This window comes from Roseateles sp. PN1, from assembly GCF_038419725.1.
GTDB lineage: Bacteria > Pseudomonadota > Gammaproteobacteria > Burkholderiales > Burkholderiaceae_C > Paucibacter_A.
The window spans coordinates 93,362-110,640 of the sequence record NZ_JBCARA010000013.1 but is presented as its reverse complement, the minus strand read 5'-3'; the positions used below and the strand labels follow the sequence as shown (position 1 = coordinate 110,640).

Sequence of the window (17,279 nt, the reverse complement as noted above, 5' to 3'; positions counted from 1 at the left end):
TAAGCCGCCCGCCAAGCGGCAAGGCAGGCAAGACGCGCCATCATTACTGATTGGCAGCAGGACGCACCAGCGCCGGACGGCCACCGAAGCGCTTCAGGATCGACTGCTCGATACCCGCGGCATCCAAGCCGCATTGCGCCATCAGCACGCCGGCATCACCATGCTCAACGAACTCATCCGGCAGGCCCAGTTGCAAGACCGGTACGTTCAGCCCGGCAGCCGCCAGGCTCTCCATCACGGCCGAACCAGCGCCGCCCATCAGGCAGCCCTCTTCCACCGTCACCAAGGCATCGTGAGTGCGAGCCAACTCGGCCACCAACTCATGATCCAGCGGCTTGACGAAACGCATATTCGCCACCGTCGCATCCAGGCTTTCGCCCGCAGCCAAGGCGGGATACAGCACAGTGCCGAAGGCAAGAATGGCGACGCGCGGATTGCTTTGCGAGAGGCCGGCATTAGCGCCACTACGAGATACGGGCTTGCTGGAACTGCGGCGGATCTCGCCCTTGCCCCAAGCCTGGGCTTGCATCTCTTTTTGAACCGCCACACCGGCACCGGCACCGCGCGGGTAACGCACCGTCACCGGCCCCGTATGCTGGTAAGCGGTGAACAAGGCTTGGCGGCATTCGTTCTCATCAGCCGGCGTCAGCACCGCCATATTGGGAATGCAGCGGGTGAAGGCGATGTCGTAATTGCCAGCATGGGTGGCCCCGTCGGCCCCCACCAGACCGGCGCGGTCCAAGGCAAACACGACCGGCAGGTTCTGCAGCGCCACGTCATGCAGCATCTGGTCATAGGCGCGCTGCAAGAAGGTGGAATAGATCGCCACCACGGGCTTGAGCCCCTCGCAGGCCAGGCCGGCGGCGAAGGTCACCGCATGCTGCTCGGCAATGCCGACATCGTGATAGCGGGCCGGGAAGCGCTTGTGGAACTCCACCATGCCCGAGCCTTCGCGCATGGCGGGCGTGATGCCGACCAAGCGCTTGTCCTGCTCGGCCATATCGCACAGCCACTCGCCGAAAACCTGAGTAAAGGTGGTCTTGGCCGGCGCCGTTGATTTGACGAAACCCACGGCCGGGTCAAACACGCCAGATGCCGCGTGGTACTTGACCGGATCGGCCTCGGCCAGCTTGTAGCCCTGGCCCTTCTTGGTCACGATGTGCAGGAACTGCGGGCCCTTTTTGTCGCGCAGGTTTTCCAGTGTGGGAATCAGGGCATCGAGGTCATGGCCGTCGATGGGGCCGACATAGTTGAAGCCGAATTCTTCAAAAATGGTGCCGGGCACGACCATGCCCTTGGTGTGCTCTTCAAAGCGGCGGGCGAACTCATACAGCGGAGTGTTCTTCAACACCGTCTTGGCGCCCTCGCGAGCGGCCGAGTAGAAGCTGCCACTCATCAAGCGCGCCAGGTATTTGTTCAGCGCGCCGACCGGGGGGCTGATCGACATATCGTTGTCGTTCAGGATCACCAGCACATCGCCCATCAAGCCACCGTGCGGCACACCGGCATTGTTGAGGGCTTCGAAGGCCATGCCGGCCGTCATCGATCCGTCGCCAATGATGGCCACCGCCTTGCGGTCTTCGCCCTTGATCTTGGCGGCCATGGCCATGCCATGCGCGGCCGAGATGGAGGTGGATGAATGCCCAGTTCCGAAGGTGTCGTACTCGCTCTCATCGCGGCGCGGAAAGCCGCTGATGCCGCCCATTTGGCGCAGCGTGGACATCTGATCGCGGCGACCCGTCAACACCTTGTGCGGGTAGGTCTGGTGACCCACATCCCAGACCAAGCGGTCATGCGGCGTGTTGAACACGTAATGCAGGGCGACGGTCAATTCCACCGCACCCAGATTGGAGCCCAGATGGCCACCCACCTTGGAGCGTGACACCGTGTCCAGCACATAGGCGCGCAACTCGCCGGCCAATTTGACCAGTTCCGTGCGCGGCAGGCGGCGCAGATCGGCCGGGCTGTTGATCGTCTGCAGGAGGGAATAGCTAGAGGTCATTGCGGATCTATTCGGAGTCTCGGGAATGACACAGTCGTTCAGTGCTGACGCTCGACCACCATATCGGCCAGCAAGCTGAGCCAGGCGGTATGGGTCAGACCACTCTCAGCCAAGGCCTTGTGGGCCTGCGCGCGCAGTTGCTCGGCCAACTCACGGGCATGTTCCATGCCCATCACGCTGACATAGGTCGGCTTGTTGGCGTCTTGATCTTTGCCTGCGGTCTTGCCCAGCACGGCGGAGTCCTGGGTGACATCCAGGATGTCGTCCACCACTTGAAACGCCAAGCCCAAAGCCGAGCCGTATTCGGCCAAGGCAGCCGTGGCTTGTGCAGAGGCTTGACCGCAAGCGGCACCCATCATCACGCTGGCCTGCAAGAGCACGCCGGTCTTGCGGCGGTGCATATCGCGCAGGGTGCATTCATCCAATTGCTGGCCGACGCTGGCCAAATCGATGGCCTGCCCGCCCGCCATGCCGGCATGACCGGCCGAGCGTGCCAACAAAGAGCAAAGCCGCGCTTGCAGAGCCGGCGGCATGGCACTGTCCAAGGCACAAGGCGTCAGCACCTCAAAGGCCAGGGCTTGCATCGCGTCACCCGCCAGCATGGCTTGCGCCTCGCCGAACTTGACATGCGCGGTTGGCTTGCCGCGGCGCAAGACATCGTCGTCCATGCAGGGCATATCGTCATGCACCAGCGAGTAGGCGTGGATCAACTCCACCGCGCAAGCTGCACGCATGGCGGCCTCGGTATCGCCGCGAACGGCGTCACAAGCGGCCAAGACCAGCAAGGGGCGAAGGCGTTTACCGCCATCCAGCACCGCATAACGCATCGCTTCACCGAGACCCGCGGGCGAGTCGATCGGCACGAATCGATCCAAGGCCTGTTCACATGCAGCCAGTGAGCGCTGCATCCATTGTTCAAAAATACCTGCGTCCACGCTCAGGAATCTCCCCATTGTTTCAATCCCTCACCCTCCAGCACCTTGACTTGTTGTTCTACGGCCTGAAGGCGAGCACGGCAAAATCCGAGCAATTCAGCGCCCCGTCGGTAACTCTCAAGTAACTGATCCAGCGGCAACTGGCCCGCCTCCATGCCCATGACCAAGCGCTCCAGTTCGGCCAACGCCTGCTCATAGCTGGGCGCGACCGCGTCACTGGACGCATTTTTGTTAGATTGGCTTGATTTAGGCATAACAGAAGGCGAAAACGCGGATTGTAGTCAGTGCAATTACGGAGCATGTCATTCAAGCACCACGCCCTGGCGGGGGATAGGCTTGACAAGGCGACCGACTTGCGACTGTCAACAGGTACAATCCCCGGCTCGCGACAGGCGAGGCAAGGCGGAGCGATGCGAAAGCAAGGGCGAAGGCGATGGCTTCAAGCGGATTGTCAATGGGGCGTTTTGATCAGGACTGGATCTTGCGTGAATTGGCCTCATCTGAGAATCGTCAGCAAGCCCGTTTGCATGCAAACATCCTCACTTCTTGCGACGCGGCCTTGCCCCCAGGGCCGCAATTCAGCCACGCCGGCATGACAAATTGTCACTAGTGCCGGTTCTTTGTTTCACACCCGACGTCCGGGCCGTCATGCTTCTCTGGCCAATCCAATTGGTTTGAGTGGCTGACTATTGGTTTCTTGGAGACCCACTTGGATCATGTCCGACCTGAGTATTTCCCTCGCGGCTCTTGAACGCAGCGATACGCAGCTGCCTGTTTCCTCCTATTTCGACGAGGAGCTGTTCCGCAAGGAACAGGATGTCATCTTCAAACTTGGGCCGCGCTACCTCGGACACGCGCTGGCGGTGCCCGAGGTCGGCGACTACTACGCGCTGCCGCAGGAACAAGAAGGTCGGGCCCTGGTGCGCACGCCGCAAGGGCTGGAGCTGATCTCCAATGTTTGCCGCCACCGCCAGGCGGTGATGCTGCGTGGCCGCGGCAATACCCGCAGCAATATCGTCTGCCCGCTGCACCGCTGGACCTACGACCTCAAGGGCGAATTGATCGGCGCCCCGCATTTCGACCACGACCCCTGCCTGAACCTGAACCGCTATGAGTTACAGGAATGGAACGGGCTCTTGTTCGAAGCCAATGGCCACGACGTGGCCAGCCATTTGCAGGCGCTTGGTCCCAAGGCGGAGTTGGACTTCACCGGCTATGTGCTGGACAAGGTCCATGTGCATGAGTGCGACTACAACTGGAAGACCTTCATCGAGGTCTATCTGGAGGACTATCACGTCGGGCCCTTCCATCCCGGCCTGGGCCACTTCGTCACCTGTGATGACCTGGCCTGGGAATTCGGCCGCAACCACTCGATGCAGACCGTGGGCATCCACAAGGATTTGGCCAAGCCCGGCTCGGCCATTTACCAGCGCTGGCATGAGCAAGTGCTCAAGTTCCGCGGTGGTGAGCCGCCCAAAGCGGGCGCCATCTGGCTGACCTACTACCCGCACATCATGGTGGAGTGGTACCCGCATGTGCTGGTGGTGTCGACACTGTTCCCGCAAGGCACGCAGAAGACCGCCAACATCGTCGAGTTCTACTACCCCGAGGAAATCGCCGCTTTCGAGCGCGACTTTGTCGAGGCTCATCAGGCCGCCTATATGGAAACCTGCATCGAAGACGACGAGATCGCCTTGCGCATGGATGCCGGCCGCAAGGCCTTGATGCTGCGCGGTGATAACGAAGTCGGCCCCTACCAAAGCCCGATGGAAGATGGCATGCAGCACTTCCACGAGTGGTATCGGCGCGAGATGAAGCTGGGGCGCTAAAGCCTCAGGTCAATCACAAAGCAGTCAGCGCCCCACCAGCCGAGCAGCCAAACGCCAACAACAGGACCCAGCATGAGCCCCGTTTTCCAGACCTTGATCACCGTGTCGGAACTGCAGGGCCTGCTGGCTCAAGCTGAGGGCAATGGCAGCATGCCGCCCTTGCTGATTGACGTGAGCTTCGATCTGGCCAACCCGGCTGCGGGTGAGCACGCCTACCGCACCGGCCACCTGCCCGGCGCCCACTATTTGCACCTGGACCGCGACCTCAGCGGTGCGAAGAGCGGCAGCAACGGCCGCCACCCCCTGCCCGAGCGCCAAGTTTTCGCGCAAAAAATGGCGGATCTGGGGCTATCCGCCGGGCGCCAAGTGGTGGTCTACGACGCCCAAGGCAGCATGTATGCGGCGCGGCTGTGGTGGATGTTGCACTGGGTCGGCCATTCGGCCGTGGCGGTGCTGGACGGCGGCCTGAGCGCCTGGTTGAGCGCACCCCATGCCGACAAGACTAGCGGTAGCAGCGACGTCATTCCGGCGCCCTCCCCGGCCACATTCCAAGTCTCCGAATCGCTGGTCAGCAGCATTGACGCCGACAGGCTGCAAGCCCAACTCGGCACGATTCGCCTCATCGATGCGCGTGCGCCGGAGCGCTTCCGGGGCGAGGTCGAGCCGCTCGACGCCAAGGCCGGCCATATTCCAGGCGCCAGCAACCGCTTGTTCAAAAACAATCTGACGGCGGACGGCCTGCACTTCAAACCGGCCGCGCAGCTGCGCGAGGAATTCTTGTCCCTGCTCGGCGCCTACCCGGCGGACCAGGTCGTGCATCAATGCGGCTCCGGTGTCACCGCCTGCCACAACCTGCTGGCCATGAGCCATGCCGGCCTGCCCGGCGCCAAGCTCTACCCCGGATCCTGGAGCGAATGGTCCTCCAACCCGCTGCGGCCCATCGCGACGGCTTGACGCACTCCCCTTCGAGCTTGATTTAGCGCAAGATGCAGTTTGGCCGAGCAGGCCAAACTGAAGGCTATCGGCCAAGCCTAAACCGCTGCGCTTGATGCCATCTCGTCACGCCAAGGAGGATCCAAACCATGTTCAAACGCATTCTTGTCCCGACCGACGGTTCCGAAATCAGCGCCAAGGCACTGAACACTGCCATCGGTCTGGCACGCATTCACGGCGCCAAGCTTTTCGCCCTGAGCGTGAAAGAACCCTTCCCCTACAGCGCCGTCTCGGAAATGCAGCCGACGCCGCCGCAAGAGTTTTTTGACGCGCAAGAGCGCATCGCCGGCGCTCGCGTCAAGGCCGCTTTGGACCTGGCCGCCGCAGCCGAAGTGCAATGCGAAGGCTTCACCGTCGAAGCCCTGCATGCCTGGGAAGCCATCATCGAGTATGTGGCCGACAACCAATGCGATCTGGTCGTCATGGCCTCGCATGGCCGCCGCGGTGTGCAAGCCCTGCTGCTGGGCAGTGAGACCCAGAAAGTGTTGACCCACTGCACCACGCCGGTGTTGGTGGTGCGCTGACCGAGCAACTGCTCGATCCAGCCAACCAAGCTCAGTGGTCGTGCGCTGAAACAGCCACGACCACGACGACCAAGCCGATGCCCACAGCCAACCAGGCCAATTGCGCGACCGTCTCGCGCCAAGGCAGGCGGCGCTGCAATTGCGGAATCAAGTCGGCCACCGCTACATAGACAAAGCTGCTGCTGGCCGCGACCAGCAAGTAGGGGAACAAGCTTTCCCACGGGCCCACTACAAAGTAGCCCACCACCCCGCCCAGCACCGCTGCCAAGCCTGAAATGGCATTGAAGAGCAGCGCTTTGGCGCGCGAAAAGCCGGCATTGAGCAGCACGATGTAGTCGCCCACCTCTTGCGGAATCTCGTGCGCAATGATGGCCAGCGAGGTCACCACACCCAGATGCGGGTCGGCCAAAAAAGCCGCCGCGATGATGATGCCGTCGCAGAAATTGTGGATGCTGTCGCCGACCAGCACGCTCAACCCCCCCCGCCCGGCCTGCTCGGCATCGAAGTGGTGGTGGTGATGGTGACCATCGCCCTCGTGATGATGGGTGTGGCGATACAACTCCACCTTCTCGAGCAAGAAGAAGAACATCAAGCCGCCCAACAGCACCATGAATAGCGCATGCGGGCTGGCCTTGCTCTCGAAGGCCTCGGGCAAGACATGCAGCAAGGCCGTGCTGAGCAGCACACCGGTGGACAGGCTCACCAGGTTCTTGACGATGCGGCTCAGCAGGCTAACGGTCAGGCTCGCCGCAATCACGACGGAGAGCACACCGCCGGCGAAAGTGGCCAGCAAGATATAAAAAAGAGTCATCAAGTTTCCGTTGTGCGGCAGACCAAAAACAAACCGCGCCCAAGGTCGGCGCGGTCTGGCTCAGCATGCAGCACTGCTACTTCATCTACAAACAACAAACATCGGCGCCAGACCGGCTTTTCCGCCAGGCCAGCTTGCCACCCCTCGTTGGCCACATCCTGGCGAAAGCTGGGTCGGGCATCTGCATTGAAGGCCTGCGGCGCAGCCGGATCGATCTGACTCGACGCGGGTGCAGCGTCTGACGCTACCTTCAAGCGACCCCTCATCTTATCAACCGTGTCAATAGCCCCGCAGCGAAGCCGGCCAGCCGCCGCGTCAGCCCCTTCGGCGCCAGAGTTCACGCCCTACTGAACCCAACAGGCTGCGCATGCCGTTGCTTTTCAGCCGCCGAGGGCCAAGGCCACGCCTTCCGTCACGTCCGCGCCCAAGTTTGCCGCGACAATCGCCAGCATGAATTTGCTGCCCATTCCGGTCACCCCCGACATCGCCGCCCCCCTCGCCGCCATCGATATGGGCTCCAACAGCTTCAGGTTGGAAATTGCCCAACTGCCGCGCGGCCAATACAAGCGCCAGGAATATCTGAAAGAAACCGTTCGCCTTGGCGCCGGCCTGGACGAAGAAGGCATGTTGACCGAGGCCGCCATGCAGCGCGGTCTGGAATGCCTGCAGCGCTTTGCCCTGCGCCTGAAGGGCTTCCCGGCCGCCCGTGTGCGTGCCGTGGCCACGCAAACCCTGCGCGAAGCCAAGAACCGCAATGCCTTTTTGGCGCGCGCGCAAGAAGCCTTGGGCTACCCCATCGAGGTCATCTCCGGCCGCGAAGAAGCCCGGCTGATCTACGCCGGCGTGGCGCGCCTGCAGCCCTCGGACGAGCCCCGGCTGGTGATCGACATCGGCGGCCGCTCCACCGAGATGATTCTGGGCCGCGGGCGCCGCCCGGCTTCGGCCGAGTCTTTTCAGATCGGCAGCGTCAGCCTGTCGATGCGCTTCTTCCCCGACGGGGTCTTCACCGCCGACGCTTTCCGTGCCGCGCAAGTGGCCGCGGGCGCCGAGCTGGAAGAAGCCCTGACCCTCTTCAAGCCGGCCCTGTGGCAGCGCGCGCTGGGCTCCTCCGGCACGGTGGGTGCGGTGGCGCAAATCCTGGCGGCCAGCGGCGTGACCGATGGTCGCATCACGCCCGAGGCCTTGCGCTGGTGCATTGAGCAATGCATTGCCGCCGGCAATATGAGCCGCCTCGACCTGATGGGCCTGAAGGAAGACCGCCGCGCCGTGGTGGGCGGCGGCCTGTGCATCCTCTACACCTTGCTGACCCAATTCGGCATTGCCGAGTTGTTCCCGGCCAAGGGTGCGCTGCGCCAGGGCGTGATCTTCGATCTGGTCGAGCGCCTGGAAGCCGCGCGCACCAGCGACGGCGCCGCCAAGCAAGATATGCGCGAAGCCTCGGTGGAGGCCTTGCAAAAGCGCTTTGCTGTCGACCTGGCGCAAGCCGCCCGGGTGCAAGCCACCGCCCAAAGTCTCTACAAGCAACTGGCGCCCCGCGCACCGCGTGAACGCCAGCGCGAACTGGCCTGGGCCGCCGCTCTGCACGAGATGGGCATGATGGTCTCGCACCACGACCACCATCGCCACAGCGCCTATTTGCTGGCCCATGTGGACGCGGCCGGCTTTTCGCAAAGCCAGCTCAAGCGCCTGGGCGACCTGGCACTGGGGCAACGCGGCGGTCTGCGCAAGCTCGACGGCATCCTCGGTGACGAAAGCCTGCTGCTGCAATTGCTGAGCCTGCGCTTGGCCGTCATCAAAGCCCATGCCCGCGAAGCAGTGGACAGCCAGGCCCTGCGACTCACGCGCGAAGGAAAACGCTTCACCCTAAGCCTGCCCAAATCATGGGCCCAACAAAACCCGCGCACGTCCTATCTCTTGCAAGAAGAAGCCGCGGCTTGGGCTCGCAGCGGGGTGCTGGAACTGGTGCTGGCTTAGTCAGCGGGCGACGGAGTGGCTTGAGGCAAACCCCTCGGGCGGTCTGTCACGCAAGGACTAAAGAAAGTCCGGTGCCTGCACCGCTTGCAGCACCACTTCCGAATGGCCGTCGCGCTGGCGCGAACGCAGCCACCAGACGCCCCCCTTTTTGACCGCCCAGGGCTGGGCCGTGCCGGTCAAGAGCAGCGAGGCCAGCAAGCCCAGCGTCGGCTGATGGCCCACCATCAGCACCGGCTCGCTGGACTGCGGCCAGCGCGAGGCGGCCAGCAGATCCTGCACCGAGGCGTCGGGCGCAATGCTGTTGACGATGCGCACTTCGCGCCCCAAGGCCGCCGCAGTGCCACGCGCCCGCTCGGCCGGGCTGACCAGCACGCGGGTGGATGCGGCCAGGCGATGGTTCAGCCAATCCGCCATGCGCGCGGCCTGGCGTTCGCCCTTTGCCGTCAGGCAGCGCGCCATATCGGTGCTGCCTTCGCGCAGCAACTCCGCTTCAGCGTGGCGCCACAGAATCAGGTCCATGCCAGCAATCCCCGTGCTTAGTCGCGCTGCGCCTTGAAGCGCTGCATCAAGGCCTGCTGAGCGCTCAGGCCGGTAGTGGAAACTCGGCTAGATCGGCCGTCCGGCCCGAGCTGCCAAGCATCCAGCCCGTCGTGCAGATAAGGCACCAGGGCCTCGTCGATGATGCGCTGGCGCAGCTTGGGGTCGTTGACCGGCCAGGCGATTTCAATGCGGCGGAACATATTGCGGCTCATCCAGTCGGCGCTGGCCAAGTACAGCGCCACTTCATCCTCGCTGGCACCCCACTGGAAATAACAGACCCGGGTGTGCTCCAAAAAGCGCCCAACCACCGAGCGCACCACGATGTTGTCGCTGATGCCCGGCAGGCCCGGCGGCAACATGCAAGCACCGCGCACGATCAAGTCCACCTTGGCGCCGGCCTGGCCGGCCGCCAAGATGCCGTTGATCAACTCGGCATCGGTCAGCGCATTGATCTTCACAACGATGCGCGCCGGCTTGCCGGCCCGCGCCGCCTCGGCCACCTGGGCCAGGTGCTCCATCATGCGGCTGTGCATATTGAAGGGCGCCAGCAGCAAGCGCTTGGGCGTCTTGATCTTGCCCAGCGAGGCCAGCTGACGGAACACCGAGTCGGCGTCCGAGGTCAGCTCAGGGTCGGCAGTCAGATAACCCAGGTCGGTGTAGAAGCGCGCCGTCTTGGGGTTGTAGTTGCCGGTGGACAGATGCGCATAGCGGCGGAACTTGGTGCCCTCGCGGCGCGTCACCAGCAGCAGCTTGGCATGGGTTTTAAAACCGACGATGCCGTACACCACTTGCGCGCCCACCGCCTCCAGGCGCTCGGCCCAGTTGATATTGGCTTCTTCGTCGAAGCGCGCTTTCAACTCCACCACGGCCATCACTTCCTTGCCACGCCGTGCTGCCTCGATCAGCAAATCACCCAGCACCGACTTGCTGCCCGTGCGGTAAATGGTCTGCTTGATGGCCAGCACATCGGGGTCTTCCACCGCTTCGCGCAGAAACTGCACCACCGGGTCGAAGCTCTCGAATGGGTGATGCATCAAGACATCGCCCTTGGTGCGCAAGCGCTCGAAGATGGACTTCTGGCGCGGCAGCGACTGCGGCCAAGCCGGCTCATGCGGCTCGAAACGCAACTCGGGCGCATCGGTCTGATCGATCAGCTCATTCAGGCGCACCAGATTGACCGGCCCGTTGACCCGGTAGAGCGCGGCGGCTGGCAGATCGAACTGCTCCAGCAGGAACTGCGCCAACTCGCCCGGGCAGGTGTTGACCACCTCCAAGCGCACCGCGCGGCCGAAATGCCGCGTCGTCAGGCCCGAGCGCAAGGCATTGCGCAGATTGGCGATTTCTTCCTCGTCCACTTCCAGATCGGAATCGCGGGTGACCCGGAACTGCGAGAAAGCCTCGACCTTGCGGCCCGAGAACAATTCCTCCAGATGGGCGCGAATCACGCTGGTCAGCAAGGCAAACGCTTGGCGTCCATCGCTGATGGCGGCCGGCAAGCGAATCACCCGGGGCAGCACCCGAGGTACCTTGACGATGGCAATGCGGTTATCGCGGCCGAAGGCGTCTTTGCCCGACAAGCGGGCAATGAAATGCAGGGACTTGTTGGCCACCTGCGGGAAGGGGTGGGCCGGATCCAAGCCGACAGGCACCAGCAACGGGCGCACCTCGCGCTCAAAGAACTTGGCCACCCAGGCCCGCTGCACTTCATTGCGGTCCGCGTGATTGAGGATGACGATCTTCTGCTCGGCCAGCAAGGGCATCAGCTGTTCGTTGAAGATGGCGTACTGCTCATCAATCAAGGCGTGCGAGGCGCGGGCCACCCGCTCCACATCGCGGTTATCCACCGTGCCCTGCGGATCGCGGGCCGCGTCCAGCATGTCGGCAAAGCGCACCTCGAAGAACTCGTCGAGGTTGGACGACACGATGCAGATATAGCGCAAGCGCTCCAGCAGGGGCACGTCCAGGCGCATGGACTGGGCCAGCACACGACGGTTGAACTCCAGAATAGCCTGCTCGCGGTTCAGCAAAGCGGGGGCGGAAGGCAAAACACTTGGGTTTGTCGGCATCGATTCAGCAGCACTCATTCTTTGATTCTAGGTGCGCTAAGCCAGCACTTCTGGCCTAGCCGCAGGCAGGCCTGGTTCAGTTAAAGGGGACGATCCAGCAGCCAGCACTTGACCCCAATCGAGGATTTCCAAGCGTCCATCGGCATGCTCGACCAAGGCGGTCAGGCTTTCCACCCAATCGCCATCGTTGCAATAAAGGATGCCGTCAATATCGCGCATCTCGGCAAAGTGAATATGACCACAAACCACGCCGTGCACGCCGCGCTTGCGTGCCTCCCGCGCCACAGCTTCTTCGAAGTCAGACACATAGCTGACCGCCCGCTTGACCTTGAGCTTGAGGTATTTGGACAAGCTCCAGTAAGGCAGGCCGAACTTGGCGCGCAGATGGTTCAGGTAGCGGTTGAGTTTGAGTGTCAGCTCATACGCCCAGTCGCCCACATGGGCTAGCCACTTGGCGCACTGGATCACCCCGTCGAACAAATCGCCATGGGTGATCCACAGCTTGCGCCCGTCGGCGGTTTCGTGGATCCATTCCTTCACCACCTCAATGCCACCGAAGTTGTGGTTGAGGTATTTGCGGGCGAACTCGTCGTGGTTGCCCGGCACAAAGTAGACCTTGCAGCCCTTGCGGGCCTTGCGCAGCAACTTTTGCACCACATCGTTATGGGCTTGCGGCCAGTACCAGCTGCGGCGCAGCTGCCAGCCGTCGATGATGTCGCCGACCAGAAACAGCTCCTCGCACTCCACTTCGCGCAAGAAGTCGAGCAAAGCATGGGCCTGGCAGCCGGGCGTGCCTAGATGCAGGTCCGAAATCCACACCGTGCGGTAACGGCGGCTGGGCTTGCCGCCGCCGTCCACGCCCTCGGAATCCGCCACATCAACCGATGTGGGCAGGCTGGTCAGGGCACCCGCTGCAGTCGCGGCGGCGCGCATCAAGGCGTGGTCGTTCTGCATGGCTAGTGAGTTTGGTCCCAGGCCGTGTCCAGCCCATGGCAGCTTGATGAAGCTTGTGTGACAAGCGCGCCCCGTCCCTATCGATTAGCCCGCACCTGCCCAGCCAAAGCCTGCGCAGCGTCTGACCAAGCACCGCACTCGATAATGGCCACCATGCACCTGATGATTTCCCACGCCAGCGCCCTCGACGAGGCCTGTAAGCACACCCTGAGTCACCTGACCCTGCCCCATCTGGCGGGCTTGCTAGGCCTGCTCAAACCCGCCGGCCCGGCGCTGGGCAGCGATGAGCAAAGCCTCAACACCCCCTTCGAACACAGCCTGGCCCGCTTGCGCGGTAGCGTCCAGCCCCACGCTGACAGCGATGGCCTGCTACCCACCGCCGCTTGGACTGCCGAAGCCGCTGGCGAAGACCCACGCCTGCCCTGGGCCCTGCTGACGCCGCTGCACCTGGCCGTGGGCAGCGATCAGGTCAATGCCTACGCCCCCGAATCCTTGGAGCTGACGGATGAAGAGTCACGCCAGTTCTTCGCCGCCCTCGCCGAGCTGTGGCCAGCCGACGAGGGCTGGCGCGCGCGCTGGCTCTCGCGCTACCAATGGCTGCTGACCCACGACAGCCTCGCGGGGCTCAGCAGCGCCAGCGTCGAGCGGGTGCTGCTGCGCAATGTCGACCCCTGGATGCCCAGCGCACGCCGCCTGCGCACCCTGCAAAACGAGGTGCAGATGCTGCTGCACCGCGAGCCCTTGAACGCCCAGCGCGAAGCGCGTGGTGCCTTGGCGCTCAACTCGGTGTGGATCAGCGGCTGCGGCGCCGCGCCCGACACGCTGACGCCGCTGCCCGGCAATCTGCAAATCAACAGCAGCTTGCAAGCGCCCCAGCTGGCCGCTGACTGGGCGGCCTGGGCCGAGGCCTGGACGAAGTTGGACGAAGGCGCGGTGTCGGAACTGCTGCAGCGGGCGCGCGTGGGCGAGCCGGTGCAGCTCACACTGTGCGGCGAGCGCTTCGCGCAGAGCTACCAGCTGCCGCCGCGCGGCGCCCTACAAAAAACCCTGCAGCGCTGGCTGCCGCCACGCGCCAATGCCGCCGCTGCGCTGGAGGCTTTGTGATGGCCGCTAACACCCCCCAACTGCTGACCCGCGAGGTGCCGCCCCGCGCCGCCTGGGCCCTGGAGCAAGCCGGCCACACGCCCCTGCTGGCGCGCCTGTTTGCCGCCCGTGGCGTGCGTGAGCCGCTTGAATTGGACGATGGCCTGGCTCGCCTGCTGCCGCCCGAATCCCTGCTCGGCGCCACCGCCGCCGCCCAGCTCTTGGCCGATGCCATCCTTGCCGGTGAGCGCATCTGCCTGGTGGCCGACTACGACTGCGACGGCGCCACCGCCTGCGTCGTCGCCCTGCGCGGCCTGGCTCTGCTTGGCGCCAAGCCCGAGCAACTCGGCTACGTCGTACCCGACCGCGCCGTGCATGGCTACGGCCTGACGCCCGCCATCGTCGAGCTGGCCCTGCCCCAGCGCCCGCAGGTTTTGATGACGGTAGACAACGGCATCGCCAGCATCGCCGGCGTGGCCCATGCCAAGGCCTTGGGCCTCAAGGTGCTGGTGACCGACCACCATCTGCCCGCCCTCATTGACGGCCAAATCGTACTGCCCGAGGCCGACGCCATCGTCAACCCCAACCAGCCCGCCTGCAGCTTCGAGAGCAAGAACCTGGCCGGCGTCGGCGTGGCCTTTTACGTGCTGCTGGCCCTGCGCAGCGAGTTGCGCCGGCGCGGCGCTTTTGATGCCGCCAGCCAACCCAAGCTCGACGGCCTGCTGGACCTAGTCGCACTCGGCACAGTCGCCGATGTGGTCAAGCTAGACGCCAATAACCGCCGCCTGGTCGCGCAAGGCCTCAAGCGCATGCGCGCCGGCCGCGTACAGCCCGGCGTGCAAGCCCTGTTCACGGCAGCCGGGCGGGATTGCAGCCGCGCCACCGGCTTCGACCTGGGCTTTGCCCTGGGGCCGCGCATCAATGCGGCCGGGCGCTTGTCCGATATGACGCTAGGCATTGAATGCCTGCTCAGCGATGAGCCCAGCCGCGCCCTGGAACTCGCCAAACAGCTCGACGCCATCAACCGTGAGCGCCGAGAGATCGAGGCCGATATGAAGGAGCAGGCCGAGGCCAAGCTCGATCACATCATGAGCTTGCTGGACGGCGAACCACCCGCCGCCCTTTGTTTGTTCGAGGCCGACTTTCACGAGGGCGTGGTGGGCATCATCGCCTCGCGCCTGAAGGACCGGGTGCATCGCCCGACCTTTGTATTCGCGCAAGGCGCCGATGGGCAGCTCAAGGGCTCGGGGCGCTCCATCCCCGGTTTTCATCTGCGCGATGCGCTGGATCTGGTCAGCAAACGCCAACCCGAGCTGCTGAAGAAATTCGGCGGCCACGCCATGGCGGCCGGCTGCACCTTGGCGGACCCGCGAAGCTTTGCCGCTTTCAACCAGGCCTTGCAAGCCGTGGCCGCTGAATGGCTGGACGCGGCCGCCCTGACCCGCACCCTGCGCACCGACGGACCACTCTCGCCCGAGTTCTTCACACCCGACACCGTGCGCAGCCTGGACGCACAGGTCTGGGGCCAGGCTTTCGAGGCGCCACTGTTCTGCGATCAGGTTGACGTAATTTCGCAGCGCATTGTGGGTGAGCGCCACCTCAAGCTGCGCATACGCCAGGCCGGCGTGCTGCGCGACGCTATCTGGTTCAGTCATATTGACCCAGTGCCCGAGAGCGGCCGCATGGCCTACCGGCTGAGCCTGGATGAATACCAAGGCCAGCAGCGGGTGCAGATGATTGTGGAGGCGCTGGTCTAGCCGCTTGAAGCATCCCGGTGGGCAATGACCTTGCGCAAGGCCGGTCGGCGTCGGCCACCTAAAATGGGCGGGTGAATAACAGCCCAACATCCCAGCCCTCTGCCAACATCGCCATTGGCAACCCTCGCAGCGTCGACGCCAGCACCAACGCCGACCTGCACTGCCATTCGCGCGTGTCCGACGGCACCCTCACGCCCGAAGAACTGGCGCAGCGCGCCAAAGCCAATGGCGTGGAACTCTGGGCCTTGACCGACCACGATGAAGTGGCCGGCCAACAGCGTGCCATGGAAGCCGCCTTGGCGCAGGGCATGGCCTACCTCACAGGCGTGGAAATCTCGGTCAGCTTTGCCGGCCGGGTGGTGCACATCGTGGGCCTGGGCTTTGATCATCACAACGCCGCCTTGATCCAAGGCTTGCGTGAAACCCGAGGCGGGCGCGAAGCCCGTGCCCGCGAGATGGCGGCCGGCCTGGCGCAAGTGGGCATCAAAGATGCGTACGAAGGCGCGCTGCAATTCGTTGGCAACCCCGAGCTGATTTCGCGCACCCATTTCGCGCGCTTCTTGGTCGAGGCCGGGCATTGCCAGGACGTCAACGAAGTGTTCCGCCGCTTCCTCACCGAGGGCAAACCGGGTTATGTGGAACACCGCTGGGCCCGCCTGGGCGACGCACTGCGCTGGATCAAACAAGCCGGCGGCGAGGCCGTCATCGCCCACCCGGCCCGCTATGCCTTCAGCCCCACCGAAGAGTACGCGCTGATCACCGAATTCATGGCCCACGGCGGGCGCGGCATCGAGGTGGTGACCGGCAGCCACTCGGCCGCCGAGGCCATCAAGTACGCCGACACGGCGCTGGAGTTCGACCTCTTCGCCTCCCGCGGCTCGGACTTCCACTCCCCCGAGGAAAGCCGCACCGATCTGGGCCGGCTGGACGGCTTGTCTGGCCGCCTGAAGCCGGTGTGGCAGGCCTTGGCGCATCGCATCCACTGGGCCTGAGCGCCAACTTCAAACGTCGCCGGTGCCTCTGATGAGCATGCTCTCACGGCAATAGCGCTTCTTTGCCCGCGACCTTGCCGGGCAATGCCGATAAACATGGGATCTGCCGTCGCGTTTTCGGCAACAGCCCTAGCCGGCTGTGCCGCAAGCCGCTGGCGGCGATGGACAATGCGGCATGGCCCAATATTTCGAAGTCCACCCCGAGAACCCGCAAGCACGCTTTCTCAAGCAAGCCGCGCAGATCCTGCATGGCGGCGGCGTGGTGGCCATCCCCACCGATTCCAGCTATGCCCTGGTTTGCCGTTTGGACGACAAAACCGCGGTTGAAAACCTGCGCCGCATCCGCGGCATTGACGACAAGCACCACCTGACCCTGCTCTGTCGCGACCTGAGCGAGCTGGCCAGCTACGCCCGGGTCGACAACCAGCAATACCGCCTGCTCAAGCTGGCCACGCCGGGACCGTTTGCCTTCATCCTGGAAGCCACCAAGGAAGTACCCCGCCGCTTGTCCCACCCCTCGCGCCGCACCATCGGCCTGCGAGTACCGGATCACCGCGTGGTGCAGGATTTGCTGGCCTTGTTTGGCGAGCCTTTGTTGTCGGCCACCCTGATTCCCCCCGGCGAGACCGAACCGCTCAACGACGCGCAAGAGATTTCCGCGCGCTTTGACAAGGTCTTGCAAGCCATCGTCGATGCCGGTGCCTGCACGCTGCAGCCCACCACGGTGATCGACCTCAGCGGTGACGCGCCGGTGCTGATTCGCCGCGGCCAGGGTGACCCGGAAAAGCTGGGCCTGAGCTTCAGCGATTGAGTTTCAGC

Annotated in this window: 15 protein-coding genes; 8 read left to right on the top strand and 7 right to left on the bottom strand. The window is 63.9% G+C overall.

Features of this window, described 5'->3' with window-relative positions; genetic code table 11:
- Positions 1-43: 43 nt before the first annotated feature.
- Genes dxs through AABB87_RS19020 form a run of 3 tightly spaced genes read right to left on the bottom strand, consistent with a single transcriptional unit; the run spans position 44 to position 3,191 of the window.
- Positions 44-2,002 carry a 1-deoxy-D-xylulose-5-phosphate synthase gene (gene dxs, locus AABB87_RS19030; protein WP_341972847.1) on the bottom strand — a complete coding sequence of 653 codons (1,959 nt, stop codon included), beginning with the start codon at positions 2,000-2,002 and terminating at the stop codon, positions 44-46.
- A 38-nt stretch (positions 2,003-2,040) separates the two neighbouring features.
- The gene (locus AABB87_RS19025) at positions 2,041-2,955 is read right to left on the bottom strand and encodes a polyprenyl synthetase family protein (RefSeq protein WP_341972846.1); all 915 of its coding nucleotides are present in this window, start codon (positions 2,953-2,955) and stop codon (positions 2,041-2,043) included.
- Positions 2,940-3,191, bottom strand: coding sequence for an exodeoxyribonuclease VII small subunit (locus tag AABB87_RS19020; protein WP_058718979.1), 252 nt, complete (start codon positions 3,189-3,191; stop codon positions 2,940-2,942). The genes AABB87_RS19025 and AABB87_RS19020 overlap by 16 nt, the downstream gene beginning before the upstream one ends.
- A 462-nt stretch (positions 3,192-3,653) precedes the next feature.
- Between AABB87_RS19020 and AABB87_RS19015 the strand changes: the two genes are divergently transcribed.
- The 3 genes from AABB87_RS19015 to AABB87_RS19005 all read left to right on the top strand — a co-directional run bounded on the left by AABB87_RS19015 (position 3,654) and on the right by AABB87_RS19005 (position 6,283).
- A complete protein-coding gene (locus AABB87_RS19015; protein WP_341972845.1) occupies positions 3,654-4,766 on the top strand; it encodes an aromatic ring-hydroxylating oxygenase subunit alpha in 1,113 nt (370 codons plus the stop codon).
- Positions 4,767-4,838: 72 nt separating this feature from the next.
- Positions 4,839-5,720, top strand: coding sequence for a sulfurtransferase (locus AABB87_RS19010; protein ID WP_341972844.1), 882 nt, complete (start codon positions 4,839-4,841; stop codon positions 5,718-5,720).
- 128 nt (positions 5,721-5,848) lie between these two features.
- Complete coding sequence (locus AABB87_RS19005; RefSeq protein WP_058718976.1) at positions 5,849-6,283, top strand: universal stress protein; 435 nt, start codon at positions 5,849-5,851, stop codon at positions 6,281-6,283.
- Between the two features lie 31 nt (positions 6,284-6,314).
- Here AABB87_RS19005 and AABB87_RS19000 read toward each other — a convergent pair whose 3' ends face one another.
- Positions 6,315-7,094: a ZIP family metal transporter gene (locus tag AABB87_RS19000; RefSeq protein ID WP_341972842.1), complete on the bottom strand. Its 780-nt coding sequence runs from the start codon at positions 7,092-7,094 to the stop codon at positions 6,315-6,317.
- A 450-nt stretch (positions 7,095-7,544) separates the two neighbouring features.
- Between AABB87_RS19000 and ppx the strand changes: the two genes are divergently transcribed.
- Positions 7,545-9,068, top strand: a complete 1,524-nt coding sequence (ppx, locus tag AABB87_RS18995) for an exopolyphosphatase (RefSeq protein WP_341972840.1) — start codon at positions 7,545-7,547, stop codon at positions 9,066-9,068.
- 57 nt (positions 9,069-9,125) lie between these two features.
- Here the strand turns inward: ppx and AABB87_RS18990 are convergent, their stop codons facing one another.
- The 3 genes from AABB87_RS18990 to AABB87_RS18980 are packed head-to-tail and all read right to left on the bottom strand — an operon-like array spanning position 9,126 to position 12,628.
- Positions 9,126-9,587, bottom strand: coding sequence for a SixA phosphatase family protein (locus tag AABB87_RS18990; protein WP_295130861.1), 462 nt, complete (start codon positions 9,585-9,587; stop codon positions 9,126-9,128).
- 17 nt (positions 9,588-9,604) lie between these two features.
- Positions 9,605-11,692: a polyphosphate kinase 1 gene (gene ppk1 / locus AABB87_RS18985; protein WP_341972836.1), complete on the bottom strand. Its 2,088-nt coding sequence runs from the start codon at positions 11,690-11,692 to the stop codon at positions 9,605-9,607.
- Positions 11,693-11,710: 18 nt separating this feature from the next.
- The gene (locus tag AABB87_RS18980) at positions 11,711-12,628 is read right to left on the bottom strand and encodes a UDP-2,3-diacylglucosamine diphosphatase (protein ID WP_341972834.1); all 918 of its coding nucleotides are present in this window, start codon (positions 12,626-12,628) and stop codon (positions 11,711-11,713) included.
- Positions 12,629-12,781: 153 nt separating this feature from the next.
- Between AABB87_RS18980 and AABB87_RS18975 the strand changes: the two genes are divergently transcribed.
- The 4 genes from AABB87_RS18975 to AABB87_RS18960 all read left to right on the top strand — a co-directional run bounded on the left by AABB87_RS18975 (position 12,782) and on the right by AABB87_RS18960 (position 17,271).
- Positions 12,782-13,732 (top strand): hypothetical protein, encoded by a 951-nt coding sequence (locus AABB87_RS18975; protein ID WP_341972833.1) that lies wholly within the window; start codon positions 12,782-12,784, stop codon positions 13,730-13,732.
- Positions 13,732-15,468 (top strand): single-stranded-DNA-specific exonuclease RecJ, encoded by a 1,737-nt coding sequence (gene recJ / locus AABB87_RS18970; protein ID WP_341972831.1) that lies wholly within the window; start codon positions 13,732-13,734, stop codon positions 15,466-15,468. Before AABB87_RS18975 ends, recJ begins: the two co-directional genes overlap by 1 nt.
- 113 nt (positions 15,469-15,581) lie before the next feature.
- Positions 15,582-16,460, top strand: a complete 879-nt coding sequence (locus AABB87_RS18965; protein WP_341972893.1) for a 3',5'-nucleoside bisphosphate phosphatase — start codon at positions 15,582-15,584, stop codon at positions 16,458-16,460.
- Between the two features lie 175 nt (positions 16,461-16,635).
- The gene (locus tag AABB87_RS18960) at positions 16,636-17,271 is read left to right on the top strand and encodes an L-threonylcarbamoyladenylate synthase (RefSeq protein ID WP_058722068.1); all 636 of its coding nucleotides are present in this window, start codon (positions 16,636-16,638) and stop codon (positions 17,269-17,271) included.
- The last annotated feature ends 8 nt before the right edge of the window (positions 17,272-17,279 follow it).

What these genes read in the sequence shown, in the direction of transcription:
- ppx (WP_341972840.1), top strand. Translation starts at nt 7,545, where the DNA reads ATGAATTTGCTGCCCATTCCGGTCACCCCCGACATCGCCGCCCCCCTC.
- AABB87_RS19025 (WP_341972846.1), bottom strand. Translation starts at nt 2,955, where the DNA reads ATGGGGAGATTCCTGAGCGTGGACGCAGGTATTTTTGAACAATGGATG.
- AABB87_RS19005 (WP_058718976.1), top strand. Translation starts at nt 5,849, where the DNA reads ATGTTCAAACGCATTCTTGTCCCGACCGACGGTTCCGAAATCAGCGCC.
- AABB87_RS19020 (WP_058718979.1), bottom strand. Translation starts at nt 3,191, where the DNA reads ATGCCTAAATCAAGCCAATCTAACAAAAATGCGTCCAGTGACGCGGTC.
- dxs (WP_341972847.1), bottom strand. Translation starts at nt 2,002, where the DNA reads ATGACCTCTAGCTATTCCCTCCTGCAGACGATCAACAGCCCGGCCGAT.
- AABB87_RS19000 (WP_341972842.1), bottom strand. Translation starts at nt 7,094, where the DNA reads ATGACTCTTTTTTATATCTTGCTGGCCACTTTCGCCGGCGGTGTGCTC.
- AABB87_RS18980 (WP_341972834.1), bottom strand. Translation starts at nt 12,628, where the DNA reads ATGCAGAACGACCACGCCTTGATGCGCGCCGCCGCGACTGCAGCGGGT.
- AABB87_RS18990 (WP_295130861.1), bottom strand. Translation starts at nt 9,587, where the DNA reads ATGGACCTGATTCTGTGGCGCCACGCTGAAGCGGAGTTGCTGCGCGAA.
- AABB87_RS19015 (WP_341972845.1), top strand. Translation starts at nt 3,654, where the DNA reads ATGTCCGACCTGAGTATTTCCCTCGCGGCTCTTGAACGCAGCGATACG.
- ppk1 (WP_341972836.1), bottom strand. Translation starts at nt 11,692, where the DNA reads ATGAGTGCTGCTGAATCGATGCCGACAAACCCAAGTGTTTTGCCTTCC.
- AABB87_RS19010 (WP_341972844.1), top strand. Translation starts at nt 4,839, where the DNA reads ATGAGCCCCGTTTTCCAGACCTTGATCACCGTGTCGGAACTGCAGGGC.
- AABB87_RS18960 (WP_058722068.1), top strand. Translation starts at nt 16,636, where the DNA reads ATGGCCCAATATTTCGAAGTCCACCCCGAGAACCCGCAAGCACGCTTT.
- AABB87_RS18975 (WP_341972833.1), top strand. Translation starts at nt 12,782, where the DNA reads ATGCACCTGATGATTTCCCACGCCAGCGCCCTCGACGAGGCCTGTAAG.
- recJ (WP_341972831.1), top strand. Translation starts at nt 13,732, where the DNA reads ATGGCCGCTAACACCCCCCAACTGCTGACCCGCGAGGTGCCGCCCCGC.